Origin of the sequence: Azospirillum thiophilum (genome assembly GCF_001305595.1) — a bacterium.
GTDB lineage: Bacteria > Pseudomonadota > Alphaproteobacteria > Azospirillales > Azospirillaceae > Azospirillum > Azospirillum thiophilum.
Map to the genome: position 1 here is coordinate 409,456 of NZ_CP012401.1, position 13,203 is coordinate 422,658.

Consider the following 13,203-nt stretch of genomic DNA (forward strand, 5'->3'; position numbering starts at 1 on the left):
CAACGCCCGCCATCCGGTCAGGTTCCCGAAAGGATCAGGGACCGCGCAGGGTCCGCCAGGCGCAAACGGCGGCGTAATAGACCGAGGTCGCCAGCCACAGGCCGAACAGCCAGCCGGGACGGGCCGGCTCCAGCACCACCAGGGCGATGCAGCAGAGCAGCCAGACGCTGGTCACCGCGATGTTCAGCGGCATCAGCGCCTTGACCCGGAAGGGATGGAGGAACTTGGCGGTGGTGAAGGTCAACAGCCCAAGCAGCACGATCACCGCCGCATTGATCCAGGGCCCGAGGTCGAGCAGCCAGAGATAGAGGGCGACGACGTTCCAGATCGCCGGGAAGCCGACGAAATAATTGTCGCCGCTCTTCATCCCGACATTGGCGAAGCAATAGAGCGCGGTCAGCAGGATCCAGGCGGCCAGCGCGACGCTGACCAGCCCTTCCGGCAGCAGGCCGAATCGGTGGATGAACACCGCCGGCACCACGACATAGGTCAGGTAGTCGATGACGAGGTCGAGCGCCGAGCCGTCGATTCCCGGCAGCACCTGCTTGACCGAGACCCGGCGGGCCAGCGTGCCGTCGACGCCGTCGACCACCAGCGCGATGCCCAGCCACATCAGGCACAGCTTCGCATCGCCCGCCGCCGCCGCCAGCAGCCCGAGCAGGCCGAGCACGGCGCCGCTGGCCGTGAAGATGTGAACGCCCCAGGCCGACAGGCGATGGGTGATTCCGTAGGCGGCGCTCATGCGGACAGTTTCCGTGGGTGGCTGGGACGGGAGGGACGGCAAGGGGTCGGAGCGGGCGGATTTTCTGACACAGATGGACGCAGATAAACACAGAATTGTGGGGGTACGAAACCCCCGGCTCCGCCCACGCTGATACGCGCCGGCCGCCGTTGCACCCCGGTCTCAGGCCCCCCGCGCCGCCGGCTGGCGGAAGGCGGCCCGCCCGGCCAGCGCGTCCGGCATCGGGCCGCCGGTCGCCCAGTCCAGCAGCTCGACCGTGTGGAGCACCGGCAGGCCGCCCCCGCTCCCGCCCCCGATGCCGGAAGCGATCTGGGTGATGCAGCCGAGATTGCCGGCGGCGACCGCCTGGGGCTGGGTGCTTTCGATGGCGGCGACCTTGCGGGCGCGCAGTTCCCCGGCCAGCTCCGGTTGCAGCAGGTTGTAGGTGCCGGCCGACCCGCAGCAGAGATGCGCGTCCGGGATCTCCTTCACTTTGAACCCCGCGGCGCGCAGCAGGGCACGCGGCGGCTCCTTGATCCGCTGGCCGTGCTGCATCGAACAGGCGGAATGGTAGGCGACCGCCTGCCCGGTCTCCACCACCGGCCGGCCCAGCCCGATCTCGTCCATCAGTTCGGTGACGTCCTTGGCGAGAGCCGCCACCCGCGCCGCCTTGGCGGCATAGGCCGCATCCTCGCGGAACATGTGGCCGTAATCCTTCACGCTGGTGCCGCAGCCGGACGCGTTGATGACGATGGCGTCCAGCCCCGCACCCTCGATCTCCGCCGTCCAGGCGTCGATGGTCTTCCTCGCGGCGGCGTGGGCGAGATCCTCCTTGCCCATATGGTGGGTCAGGGCGCCGCAGCAGTCGGCCCCCCTGGACACCACCACCTCGACCCCGTGGCGGGTCAGCAGGCGGATCGTCGCCTCGTTGATCTGCGGCGCCAGCACCTGCTGGGCGCAGCCGATCAGCAGCGCCACCCGCTTCTTCCGCGGCCCCTCGGCCGGATGGACGCCCGGCCGGTCGCTGTGGCTCGGCGCCGGGACGCTGGCGGGGGTCAGTTCCAGCATGGCGGCCAGCCGCTTCGGCAGCAGGCCGCGGAACGGCCGACCCAGCGAGGCGCCCAGCAGCGCCAGCCGGAACAGCCGCGGATTGGGCAGCACCCGCGCGATCAGGTCGCGCACCGCCCGGTCGGCCGGCGGGCGGACATGGGTCGCCTCGATGTGGGTGCGGGCGTGATCGACCAGATGCATGTAATGGACGCCCGACGGGCAGGTCGTCATGCAGGACAGGCAGGACAGGCAGCGGTCGATGTGCTTGACCGTGGTCGCGGGCGGCGGGCCGCCCTTCTCCAGCATGTCCTTGATCTGGTAGATGCGGCCGCGCGGGCTGTCCAGCTCGTCGCCCAGGATGGTGTAGGTCGGGCAGGTCGCGGTGCAGAAGCCGCAATGCACGCATTTGCGCAGGATCTGCTCGGAGTCGCGGATCGCGGCGTCGGCCAGCTGGGCCAGCGAGAAGTTGGTTTGCATCTGGTCGTCGTCCCGTTACAGCCCCGCGTACATGCGGCCGGGGTTGAGGATGCCCTTGGGGTCGAAGCCGTCCTTGACCCGGCGGCTCAGCGCCATCAGCGGTCCGGGCAGCGGCTGGAACACCTCCGTCGCGGCGCGCACCGCGTCCGGCGCCCGCACCAGCATGGCATGGCCGCCGGCAGACAGCGCGCCGCGGATCGCGGTTGCCGACTCGGGCGGCGCCTCCATCCAGACCAGCCCGCCGCCCCAATCGTAGAAGACCTCGACGTCGAGCGTCCGGCGGATGGCGGCGACGGTCGCCGGCCCGGCCGACGGCGGGACCGAGAGTTTCCACAGGTGGGGAGTATCGCTGCGGTTGCCCCCTCCCCAGCCCTCCCCCACTGGGCAGGGGAGGGAGTCAGGCGCAAGGGCGGCGGAGTCCCCTCCCCCGCCCAGCGGGGGAGGGTTAGGGTGGGGGCCGCCCGCAGCCACTCCCCCGAACCACACCGCGTCCCGCACCTCGCGCCAGACCGCCAGCGAGCAGCCGCGATCCAGCACCGCGTCGGCCCGCAGCTCCTCGCGCAGCATGGCCACGCGCGCGGCGACCGACGGGCCGAAGCCCTCGACCCGCACCAGCGTCACCGCCCCGCCTGCCCCGGCCACGCCGGCCACGCCCGACCGCGCGGCGATCCCCGCCGGCAGATGCGCCGCCCCCGACACCTCGTAGGGGCTGCGCAAGGCCCGGTCGAGCAGCCCCACCGCCGCGGCATCGTCCAGGCCGAACAGCAGCAGGGTCGCGGTGTCCTCCGGTGCCGGCAGCACCTTCACGGTGATCTCGGTCAGCGCGGTCAGGGTGCCGAAGGATCCGGCCATCAGCTTGGGCATGTCATAGCCGGTGACGTTCTTCACCACCTTGCCGCCGCCCTTGTAGGCCTCGCCCCGCCCGCTGACGCCGGCAATGCCCAGCGTGTGGTCGCGGGCGGACCCCGCCGAGATGCGCCGCGGCCCGGCCAGCCCGCTGGCGATCAACCCGCCCAGCGTTCCCCCGCCCTCACCGCACCCATCGCCGTCGATGGCCGGCGGCTCGAAGGCGAGATGCTGCCCGCGGTCGGCCAGCATGTCCCGGATCGTCGCCATCGGCGTGCCGGCCAGCGCGGTCAGCACCAGCTCCTCCGACTCGTAGGCGACGACGCCCGACAGACCCGACAGGTCGAGCGCGTGGCCGGCCTGCACCGGGCGGCCGAGCCCGCGGCGGCTGCCGCTGCCCAGGATCTCCAGCGGCTCGCCGGCCGACAGGGCCCAGCGCACCGCATCGGCGGCCTGGGCGGCGGTCTCCGGCTTCAGGGTGGTGATGGTCATGGCGGGCCGGCCCTTCAGAAACGCGGGATGTCGGGAAAGCGCAGCTCGCCCTGGTGGACATGAAGCCGGCCCAGCTCGGCGCAGCGGTGCAGCGTGGGGAAGACCTTGCCGGGATTCAGCAGCCCGTCGGGGTCGAAGGCGCATTTCAGCCGCTGCTGCTGCTGCAGGTCGACCTCGTCGAACTGGTCGGTCATCAGGTCGCGCTTCTCGACCCCGACTCCATGCTCGCCGGTCAGCACGCCGCCGACCTCGACGCACAACCGCAGGATGTCGTTGCCGAACTCCTCCGCCGCCTCCAGCTCGCCCGGCTTGTTGGCGTCATAGAGGATCAGCGGGTGCAAATTGCCGTCGCCGGCATGGAAGACGTTGGCGACCCGCAGGCCGCAGCGGTCCGACATCTCCTGCATCCGCTGCAGCACCAGCGGCAGCGCCTTGCGCGGGATGGTGCCGTCCATGCAGTAGTAATCGGGACTGATCCGCCCCACCGCCGGGAAGGCGGCCTTGCGCCCGGCCCAGAAGGCCAGCCGCTCCTCCTCGCTGTTGGACACCCGGGCATAGCAGGCGCCCTTGGTCCGGGCGATGGCCTCGACCCGGTCGATCAGGTGGTCGACCTCCGCCGCCGGCCCGTCCAGCTCGACGATCAGCAGCGCCTCGACGTCCAGCGGATAGCCGGCATGGACGAAGGCCTCCGCCGCATGGATGGCCGGGCGGTCCATCATCTCCATGCCGCCGGGGATGATGCCGGCGGCGATGATGGCGGCCACGCAGTCGCCGCCCTGCTCGCTGCTGGGAAAGCCCAGCAGAACCGCCCGCGCGGTGGCCGGCTTCTTCAATATGCGCACCGTGACCTCGGTGACGACGCCCAGCAGTCCTTCCGATCCGGTGACGATGCCCATCAGGTCGTAGCCGCCGGCATCCAGATGCTTGCCGCCCAGCCGGATGATGGTGCCGTCCATCAGCACCAGCTCCAGCCCCAGCACGTTGTTGGTGGTCAGCCCATATTTCAGGCAATGCACGCCGCCGGAATTCTCGGCGATGTTGCCGCCGATGGTGCAGGCGATCTGGCTGGACGGGTCGGGGGCGTAATAGAAGCCCTCCTGCGCGACCGCGTTGGAGATGCCGAGATTGGTCACCCCCGGCTGGACGGTGACGCAACGGTTGGCATAATCGATGTCGAGGATGCGCTTGAACTTGCCCATGCCCAGCAGCACGCCGTCGGCCAGCGGCAAGGCGCCACCCGACAGCGAGGTGCCGGCGCCGCGCGGCACCACCTTCACCCCCATCGCCTTGCAGGTCTTCAGGATTTGGCTGACCTGCTCCACCGTGGACGGCAGCACGGCGACCATCGGCAGCTGGCGGTAGGCGGTCAGCCCGTCGCACTCGTAGGCGCGCAGCTCGTTTTCGTCGACGATCACGCCCTCGCCCGGAACGATGGCGCGCAACGCCTCGACGATCTCACGGCGGCGGGCGATCACCCCGCCGTCCGGCACCGGCATCTTCATCGCGGGCCGTCCTTATCCCGTTGCATCCCGTTGCGGCGAACTCGTCAGCCACACGTATCATTCGCCCCGGCAGATGCACAAGCCGATGCTCAGGCCGATGCTCAGGCCGATGTCCGGAATGCGGGATGCGGGATGCCCAAAACGCAAGAGCCGCACCCGAAGGCGCGGCTCTTGCGTGAACACCCGATGACGGAGAGGCAGGGCGCGATGCCCGGCCTCGCAGTCTATCGACCCTGGCGGGGCCGATCAGCCCTGGCGGGCCTTGAAACGGGGGTTCTGCTTGTTGATGACATAGACACGGCCCTTGCGGCGGATCACGCGGCAAGCCTTGTGGCGCGTCTTCATCGACTTCAGGGAGTTGACGATTTTCATGATGCTATTCCTGAACGCTCGGCGGCTCGATTGAAGGCGCGCACCATAGTGCGGTGCCTACCGGCTGTCAACGCCCGCGGTTCGCCCCGAAACGCAGGTGCGAACGCCCGCCGGCACCGGCCGCAAGATGGCCATGCCGGAGATCCCTTGGCGCGAGACCATGCACGGACCACAAACAATCCGGATCGTCTGCCCACGCCATTCTCGCCAATAAAGAGAAATCTGTCGCTGATCCGGGTCATATGTTCAGAAGATATACAACTTGGCATCTGCCGTAGCCACTGCGACACCGCCGAAGGATGACTTCCGCCGATCGCCGGTTAGACTTCCCGCCATTCGATGACGAGCGGCAGGAAGCCGGCGGAACGCGAACCAATACACAATACTTATTTGAATGAAGCCACAACGTTCTCCAATCCATCACAATATTCTGCGGTGTATTGACGCGATGCCACAAAATCGTATGCTGCGGAGTTGAAGAGTTGTTCTTGCTGATGTAGGAACATCTTCGGATATTCAGCGGCACCGGAACCGTCGACCCGTGCGATTACAGCCGAATTCGTCAGGAATTTAGGCAATTCGCCCGAAGCCGGCCCCGGCGTCGCCCGGTACCGTGCGTGCGGCATGCCCTGGGGCAGCCGTGCCTGGCGCATCATCCAAGGGGGGATCATGAAGTTCTGGAAAGCTCTGACTCTGGCGGCTGCGGCCGGTGCGCTGCTGGCTTCGGCGACGAATGCCGAGGCGGCCTATCCGGAGAAGCCGATCACGATGATCGTGGCGTTCGGCGCCGGCGGCGGCACCGACCTGCTGATTCGCGCGCTGGCACCCTTCCTGGAAAAGCAGCTGGGTGACGGCAGCCGGGTCGAGGTGGTGAACAAGCCCGGTGCCGGCGGCGAGATCGGCTTCGCCGCCATCGCCGACGCCGCCCCCGACGGCTACACCATCGGCGCCATCAACTCGCCCAACGTCAACGCCATCCCGATCGAGCGCCAAGCCCGCTATTCGCTGGACCGGCTCGACCCGCTCTACAATCTGGTCGACGATCCCAGCTCCTTCGCGGTCCACAGCGACGGCCAGTTCAAGTCGCTGACCGACGTCGTGACCTTCGCCAAGGCGAACCCCAACGGCGTCACCGTCGGCACCACCGGCATCGGCTCCGACGACCATCTGGCCATGCTGGTGTTCCAGCGTCAGGCCGGCGTGACCTTCACCCATGTGCCCTTCCAGGGGTCGGCCGCCGCCGAGGCGGCGCTGGCCAACAAGAAGATCATGCTGAGCTCGGTGAACATCGGCGAGGCGATGCAGTACAAGCAGAAGGATCCGATCACCGTCCTCGGCGTGATGGCCGAGTCGAAGGTGGCCCAGGCCCCCGACGCCGCCACCTTCAAGGAGCAGGGATTCAATGCGCTGATGTCGTCGCTGCGCGGCATCGCCGCACCGAAGGGGCTGCCGGCGGAGGTTCGCACCAAGCTGGTCGACGCGCTGGACAAGGCGGCCAACGACCCGGGCTTCCAGGCCAAGGCGAAGGAGCTGTACCAGCCGATCCGCCTGCTGCCGCCGGAGAAATATTCCGCCGAGCTGGCCGATTCGACCAAGGAACTGCGCGCGCTGTGGGCGACGAACCCCTGGCTGAAATAAGCCGACTCCGGGGTTGAATGAAAAAGAAGGGGCGCCGGCAGACCGCCGGCGCCCTTTTCATGTCCGCCTCATGCCCCGCTTCATACCGGGGCGGTCACTTCAGCCAGGGCGTCTCCTTCCAGATGGCGCGGAAAGTGGCCTCCTGGGCCTTCAGCTCCGCCGCGTACGGCTCGGAGGGCAGCAGGCGCAGCGGCTGGTAGGCCTTGCGGGCAATCTCCTGGAATTCCGGATGCTCGACCGCCTTGCCGATCGCCTCGACCAGCCTGGCGCGGACGTCCGGCGGCAGGCCGACCGGGGCGGCCAGCCCGCGCAACGACGACATCTTCACGTCGAAGCCCAGTTCCTTGAAGGTCGGCACATCCGGTGCCTGGACAGAGCGCTGGTCGGTCATCACCCCCAGGATGCGGATCGGGTCGCCTTCGCGCGCCCGTGCCGATTCGCCGATGTTCATCGAGGTCAGCTGGATGTGCCGGCCGAGCAGCGCGCGGTGGGCGTCGGCGCTGCCGGGGAAGGGCACATGGGTCAGCTGGGTCTGGGTCAGGCGCTGGAACATCAGCATGGCCAGATGGTCATCGGAGCCGATGCCGGTGGTGCCGACCGTCACGTTGTTCGGGTTGGCCTTGGCATAGGTCGCGACGTCGGCCAGCGACTGGAAGGGGCTGTCCTTGTGGACGACGAAGGAACCGGGATCGTCGACCAGGTTGAAGAGCGGGTCGAGCCGGTCCAGCGAAAAGCGGGCGTGGCGTTCGATCGGGATGGTCACGACGTTGGGCGAGTTGATCAGGCCCAGCGTGTAGCCGTCGGGGGCGGCGTCGGCGATGGCGGCGAAGCCGATCTCGCCGCCGGCACCCGGCCGGTTCATCACGATGACGCGGGCACTGCCGCCCAGCTCCTTCTCGATGAAGGGGGCGAGCGAGCGGACGATGAAGTCCGACCCGCCGCCCGCCGCATAGCCGACGATCAGGCTGATCGGCTTTTCCGGATAGGCCGCCAGGGCGGACCCCGCCAGTCCGCAGACCGCCAGTCCGGCGGCGGCCACCAGTCCACAGACCGCCAGCCCGGCGGCGGCCGCCAGCCGCGCCACCTTGTGCGGGATCAGGCCGCGCGGGATCAGGCCGCGCGGGATCAGGCCGCCCGGCATCAAACCGCTGAACCGGCGACCCCCGGCCGCCGCCATGGCCGGTCCTGTCGATCCACCGCACCGGGCGGAACGCGCGTTCGTATCCATACATCGCCTCCTTCGGTTCGCATCCGCTGAAACAGCCGGGGCCGCCACCGACACGGATGCGGCATCCTTGAATTGCTTTTTATCGATCGCCAGACACAGCTCCGGCGCATTCTTGCGGCCACACCATCGTAAACGCGATTTTCCCGCGATCAACCTTCGTTTGGATGTTTTCAGCATCCACAAAAATGTTCTAATACTTGTTCATTCCATCGGGACTTCGCGCATCGCGCCGCATCCGGCGCAATCGAGGCCGAATACCGCTCATAGTTGAAAGGCTTTTCCCGAAATGACCGTTCACAAGGACTTCATCCGCCCCGACGCCGCCACGGTGGAGGCGATGCGTGCCCAGTCCCCCGCCACCCTGCACGAGGCGATGGGCAAGAAGGGCGCCATGGGCCATCCGATCAAGCCGCTGTTCCCGGGAATGCGGCTGTGCGGGCCGGCGCTGACCGTGTCCTGCGGGCCGACCGACAACCTGATGATCCACATCGCCGTCGCGTTGGCCAAGCCGGGCGACATCCTGGTCGTCGACTTCAAGGGCATGACCGATGCCGGCCCCTGGGGCGACATCCTGACCGCCTCGGCCATCGCCCGCGGCCTGGGCGGGCTGGTGATCGACGGCTGCGTGCGCGACGCCATCGCCATCCGCGACATGGGCTTCCCGGTGTTCTGCCGCGGCACCAACATGAAGGGCACCAACAAGACCGACGCCAAGGGCGACATCAACACGGCCATCGTCTGCGGCGGCGTGATCGTGTCGGCCGGCGACATCGTGGTGGCCGACGACGACGGCGTGGTGGTGGTGCCCCAGGGGTTGGCCGCCGAGACGCTGGAGAAGGCGGCGGCGCGCGAGGCCGCGGAAGAGTCCTACCGCCACAAGCTGCAGGCCGGCGAGACGACGATCGAGCTTCTGAACCTGAAGCCCTATCTCGACGCCGCCGGCATCACGCTGTAACGCCGCGCTTCCGCAGCATCGCCCCACCCCGCCGCCCCACCGACCGAAGCAGCCGCCATGCCCGACATCATCATCTCCGAATTCATGCAGCCAAGCGCGGTCGACGACCTGCGCCGCGACTTCGACGTCCTGTATGACGAGACGCTCCACAAGCGGCTCGACGAGTTGTACGCCCTGGGCCGCGACGCCCGCGCCATCTGCATCCGCGACGAGACCCAGATCCGCGGCGCCTTCTTCGACGCCTTCCCCAACCTGAAGGCGGTCGGCCGGCTGGGCGTCGGGCTGGACAACATCGACGTGCCCGGCTGCCGCCAGCGCGGCGTCGTGGTGCTGCCGGCGACCGGTGCCAACGAGGTGTCGGTGGCCGAACTGACCATCGCCGGCCTGATGATGCTGGTGAGAGGATCCACCTATTTCGCCACGCCGCAGGTGGTGGCCGGGCAATGGCCGCGCGGCCGGCTGATCGGGCGCGAGGTGTCGGGCAGGACGCTGGGCATCGTCGGCTTCGGCCGCATCGGCCGTCATGTCGCCCGCCGCGCCCAGGGGCTGGACATGACGGTGATCGCCGCCGATCCGCATGTGGCGGACGACGATCCGGTGTGGACCCGTACCGGCGTGCGGAAGGTGTCGTTCGACCACATCTGGGACAATGCCGACGCCATCAGCCTGCATCTGCCGCTCACGCCGGACACCCGCAACCTGGTCAGCGCCGAGGTGATCGCCCGCTTCAAGCCGGGCACCATCCTGGTCAACGTCGCCCGCGGCGGCATCGTCGACGATGCGGCGCTGGCCGCGGCGCTGACCGACGGCCGGCTGGGCGGCGCCCTGCTCGATGTCTACGCGACGGAGCCGGTGCCGGCCGACAACCCGTTCCACGGCGTGCCGAACCTGATCCTGACCCCGCACATCGGCGCCACCACCGAAGAGGCACGCTCGCGCACCGGCCACATGACCGCCGACGGCGTCCGCGCCGTGCTGACCGGCACCATCCCGGACACCGCGATCGTCTGAGCGGGCAAGAGCCGGGCGGGCAACCTCCGGCGGGCGCCCGGCTTGCGGCGGGTGGGGAAAAGGCGGACAGTCGCGGCACCGCCCCCCATCCCACCGGCTCCGGGGTCCCCGCCTTGCGGCTGCTGCTGATCGAAGACAATGTCCGGCTGGCCTCCCTGACCGCCGAGGGCCTGCGCAAGGCCGGCTTCGCCGTCGACCTCGTCCACAGCGCGGAAGAGGCGTCGGCCGCGCTGGCGGTCGCCGGTTTCGACGCCGTGCTGCTCGACCTCGGCCTTCCCGATGCCGACGGGCTGACCCTGCTGTCGGGCCTGCGCGACCGGGCCGACGCGACGCCGGTGCTGATCCTGACCGCCCGCGACCGGGTGGACGACCGGGTCAGGGGCCTCAACCTGGGCGCCGACGACTATCTGCTGAAGCCCTTCGCGCTGGAGGAGCTGGTGGCCCGAATCCGCGCCCTGCTGCGCCGGCCGGGGGCGGCGCTGGGCGTGGTGCTGCAGTTGGGGAACATCGCCTTCGATTCGGCCGAACGGCTGGCGACGGTGGGTGGGCGGCCGCTCGACCTCAGCCGGCGGGAGCTGGACGCGCTGGAGCTGCTGCTGCGCCGCGCCGGCCGGGTGGTGCCGAAGTCGGCGCTGGAAAACGGTCTCTACGGCTTCGGCGAGGAGATCGGCTCCAATGCGGTGGAGGTGCTGATCCACCGGCTGCGCAAGCGGCTGCTGGCCGCGGGCGCCAGCGCCGGCGTCCAGACCCTGCGCGGCATCGGCTATATCCTGATCGAGAGTCCGGCCGGCAGCGATGCAGGGACCGGCGGGAAAGACGGCGGATGACCGGGGCCCGGCCTCCATCGCGGCCACCATCCCTGCTGGCCGCCATCGCGCGCTGGCTCGTCCTGGTGACGCTGCTGGCGGTCGCGACCACCGCGCTGCTGCTCTATGTCGAGTTCAAGGGCACCCACGACCGCATGCGCCAGCGCACGCTGTCGGGCGTCGCCCGCATGATCGAGAAATCGGTGCGCGGGCCGGACGACCGGCTGGCGACCGCCCTGCCCGAGCCGGTTCGGGCGATGCTGCGGACGAACGGCGCGTCCTTCGCCCTGGTCGATGGCGACGGCCGGCTGCTGCTGGGGTCCGACGGGGTATCCGGCCCGCTCGACCCGACCGGATCGGAGCGGTCGCACGGCGTCTTCCGGGTGCCGGCGCGCGACGGCGAACCGGCGCTCTACGGGCTGAGCCGCCGCATCGTCGCCGGCGACCGCTCCTTGTGGATCCAGGTCGCCTCCGGCGAGGAGGAACTGCACATCGAATGGCTGCTGGAGGAGTTCATCGAGCATTTCGGCTGGATCTGGCTGCCCTTCGCCCTCGTGCTGATCCTGGTCAACCTCATGATCATCCACCGCGGCCTGCGGCCCCTGCGCCGCGCCTCGGCCCGGGCCGCCGCGATCGGGCCGGACAGCGTGTCGGAACGGCTGCCGGAAGAGGACATGCCGCGCGAGGTGCTGCCGCTGGTCCGCGCGGTCAACCAGGCGCTCGACCGGCTGGAGGCCGGCTACCGGGCGCAGCGCGGCTTCATCGCCGATGCCGCCCACGAACTGCGCACGCCGCTGGCGGTGCTGGACGCCCATCTGGCGCTGATCGGCGCCCCCGGCGCCCCGATTCGCGAGGATGTCGCCGGCATGGCCCGGCTGGTCGACCAGCTGCTCGACCTCGCCCGGCTGGACGCCCTGCAGATCGCGCCGGACGAGTCGGTCGATCTCGCCCCGCTCGCGGTGGAGGTCGCGGCCCATCTCGCCCCGCTGGCGCTCGGCCGTGGCCGCTGGATCGAGGTGATCGGGCAGGAGCGGCCGCTGCCGGTGCGCGGCGCCCATGATCCGCTGTTCCGCGCCCTGCGCAATCTGGTGGAGAATGCCGTGTCGCATGCACCGCCCGGCAGCACCGTCAGCGTCGAGCTGGCGGTTTCCACCATGGGCGAGCCGCTGCTGCGGGTGATCGACCGCGGCCCCGGCATCCCGGCAGCCCTGCGCACCCGCGTCTTCGAGCGTTTCTGGCAGGGCGGCGGCGACAGCAGGAGCGGCGGCGGCACGGGCGGCGGCGGGAATGGCGCCGGCCTGGGCCTGTCCATCGTCGCACGCACGATGGCCGCCCATGGCGGCAGCGTCGCCATCGACGACACGCCGGGCGGCGGCACCACCTTCAGCCTGCGCTTTCCCGCCACGCTGCGGCAAACCGCCGCGGGAGCGCCTGCTGCGGCGGTCATCGGCACCCCGTAAGCCGCCCGTAAGCCTGGCAGGCTAGTCCGGTGGGCAACCCGTCAGCCTTTCCGGAGTTTCCCCGATGACCACCACCTACAGCCCGGCCCAGAAGGCCCTGCACTGGCTGATCGCGCTCCTCATCGTCGGCGTCTATCTGCTGACCTTCGGCGAGGAGTTCTACGAACGCGGACACCCGATGCGGGCCACCATCTGGTGGCTGCACATCTCCTTCGGCCTGCTGCTGCTGGGGCTGGTCCTGGCGCGGCTGGGTCTGCGGCTCGCCCGCGGCGTCCCCGACCTGCCGTCCTCGATGACGTCGGTGGAACGCGGCGCCTCCCACGCCGTCCATCTCGGGCTCTATGCGCTGATGCTGGCGATCCCGCTGGTCGGGGTGGGGCTGACCTGGCTGCGCGGCGACACGCTGTCCTTCTTCGGCCTGTTCACCATCCCGTCGCCGGTCGAGGCCGACCGCACGCTCGGCCGCTCGGTGAAGGACATCCACGAGCTCGGCGCCAACCTGATCCTCGCCCTGGCCGCCCTGCATGCGGCGGCGGCGCTGTGGCACCATCTCGTCCGCCGCGACGGCGTCCTGGCCCGCATGCTGCCCAGGCGGCACGATGACGAACAGCCCGGCCTCGCCGACTGAACGGTCGGCCGCCTCCC

At 69.7% G+C, this 13,203-nt stretch carries 12 protein-coding genes; 6 read left to right on the forward strand and 6 right to left on the reverse strand.

The features are described from left to right. Nucleotides 1-34: 34 nt before the first annotated feature. From pcsA to ykgO, 5 genes are all read right to left on the reverse strand, one after another. Entirely contained in the window at nt 35-742 is a 708-nt protein-coding gene (pcsA, locus tag AL072_RS01895) for a phosphatidylcholine synthase (RefSeq protein ID WP_045581745.1), read from the reverse strand. A gap of 162 nt (nt 743-904) precedes the next feature. Further along, on the reverse strand, nt 905-2,248 hold the full coding sequence (glcF, locus tag AL072_RS01900; protein ID WP_045581744.1) for a glycolate oxidase subunit GlcF: 1,344 nt from the start codon (nt 2,246-2,248) through the stop codon (nt 905-907). Nucleotides 2,249-2,263: 15 nt separating this feature from the next. Continuing rightward, a complete protein-coding gene (locus AL072_RS01905) occupies nt 2,264-3,586 on the reverse strand; it encodes an FAD-binding protein (protein WP_045581743.1) in 1,323 nt (440 codons plus the stop codon). A 14-nt stretch (nt 3,587-3,600) separates the two neighbouring features. Beyond that, on the reverse strand, nt 3,601-5,088 hold the full coding sequence (locus AL072_RS01910; protein WP_045581742.1) for an FAD-linked oxidase C-terminal domain-containing protein: 1,488 nt from the start codon (nt 5,086-5,088) through the stop codon (nt 3,601-3,603). Nucleotides 5,089-5,334: 246 nt separating this feature from the next. After that, the gene (gene ykgO, locus AL072_RS01915; protein WP_012973122.1) at nt 5,335-5,460 is read right to left on the reverse strand and encodes a type B 50S ribosomal protein L36; all 126 of its coding nucleotides are present in this window, start codon (nt 5,458-5,460) and stop codon (nt 5,335-5,337) included. A 669-nt stretch (nt 5,461-6,129) separates the two neighbouring features. Between ykgO and AL072_RS01920 the strand changes: the two genes are divergently transcribed. Beyond that, a complete protein-coding gene (locus tag AL072_RS01920; protein WP_045582594.1) occupies nt 6,130-7,098 on the forward strand; it encodes a tripartite tricarboxylate transporter substrate binding protein in 969 nt (322 codons plus the stop codon). Nucleotides 7,099-7,192: 94 nt separating this feature from the next. Here the strand turns inward: AL072_RS01920 and AL072_RS01925 are convergent, their stop codons facing one another. Then, nucleotides 7,193-8,275 (reverse strand): tripartite tricarboxylate transporter substrate binding protein, encoded by a 1,083-nt coding sequence (locus AL072_RS01925; RefSeq protein WP_245636726.1) that lies wholly within the window; start codon nt 8,273-8,275, stop codon nt 7,193-7,195. 337 nt (nt 8,276-8,612) lie between these two features. On the opposite strand from AL072_RS01925, the gene AL072_RS01930 reads away from it, so the two are divergent. The 5 genes from AL072_RS01930 (at nt 8,613) to AL072_RS01950 (ending at nt 13,186) form a co-directional block, all read left to right on the forward strand. Next, nucleotides 8,613-9,281, forward strand: coding sequence for a 4-carboxy-4-hydroxy-2-oxoadipate aldolase/oxaloacetate decarboxylase (locus AL072_RS01930; RefSeq protein ID WP_045581741.1), 669 nt, complete (start codon nt 8,613-8,615; stop codon nt 9,279-9,281). A 57-nt stretch (nt 9,282-9,338) separates the two neighbouring features. Further along, on the forward strand, nt 9,339-10,292 hold the full coding sequence (locus tag AL072_RS01935) for a hydroxyacid dehydrogenase (protein WP_045581740.1): 954 nt from the start codon (nt 9,339-9,341) through the stop codon (nt 10,290-10,292). Between the two features lie 113 nt (nt 10,293-10,405). Then, entirely contained in the window at nt 10,406-11,119 is a 714-nt protein-coding gene (locus AL072_RS01940) for a response regulator transcription factor (RefSeq protein ID WP_045581739.1), read from the forward strand. Continuing rightward, on the forward strand, nt 11,116-12,558 hold the full coding sequence (locus AL072_RS01945; RefSeq protein ID WP_052709977.1) for a sensor histidine kinase: 1,443 nt from the start codon (nt 11,116-11,118) through the stop codon (nt 12,556-12,558). Before AL072_RS01940 ends, AL072_RS01945 begins: the two co-directional genes overlap by 4 nt. Nucleotides 12,559-12,622: 64 nt before the next feature. Continuing rightward, complete coding sequence (locus AL072_RS01950; protein WP_045581738.1) at nt 12,623-13,186, forward strand: cytochrome b; 564 nt, start codon at nt 12,623-12,625, stop codon at nt 13,184-13,186. The last annotated feature ends 17 nt before the right edge of the window (nt 13,187-13,203 follow it).

Coding starts and splice junctions, on each gene's coding strand:
- pcsA (WP_045581745.1), bottom strand. CDS start 742: ATGAGCGCCGCCTACGGAATCACCCATCGCCTGTCGGCCTGGGGCGTT.
- glcF (WP_045581744.1), bottom strand. CDS start 2,248: ATGCAAACCAACTTCTCGCTGGCCCAGCTGGCCGACGCCGCGATCCGC.
- AL072_RS01905 (WP_045581743.1), bottom strand. CDS start 3,586: ATGACCATCACCACCCTGAAGCCGGAGACCGCCGCCCAGGCCGCCGAT.
- AL072_RS01910 (WP_045581742.1), bottom strand. CDS start 5,088: ATGAAGATGCCGGTGCCGGACGGCGGGGTGATCGCCCGCCGCCGTGAG.
- ykgO (WP_012973122.1), bottom strand. CDS start 5,460: ATGAAAATCGTCAACTCCCTGAAGTCGATGAAGACGCGCCACAAGGCT.
- AL072_RS01920 (WP_045582594.1), top strand. CDS start 6,130: ATGAAGTTCTGGAAAGCTCTGACTCTGGCGGCTGCGGCCGGTGCGCTG.
- AL072_RS01925 (WP_245636726.1), bottom strand. CDS start 8,275: ATGGCGGCGGCCGGGGGTCGCCGGTTCAGCGGTTTGATGCCGGGCGGC.
- AL072_RS01930 (WP_045581741.1), top strand. CDS start 8,613: ATGACCGTTCACAAGGACTTCATCCGCCCCGACGCCGCCACGGTGGAG.
- AL072_RS01935 (WP_045581740.1), top strand. CDS start 9,339: ATGCCCGACATCATCATCTCCGAATTCATGCAGCCAAGCGCGGTCGAC.
- AL072_RS01945 (WP_052709977.1), top strand. CDS start 11,116: ATGACCGGGGCCCGGCCTCCATCGCGGCCACCATCCCTGCTGGCCGCC.
- AL072_RS01950 (WP_045581738.1), top strand. CDS start 12,623: ATGACCACCACCTACAGCCCGGCCCAGAAGGCCCTGCACTGGCTGATC.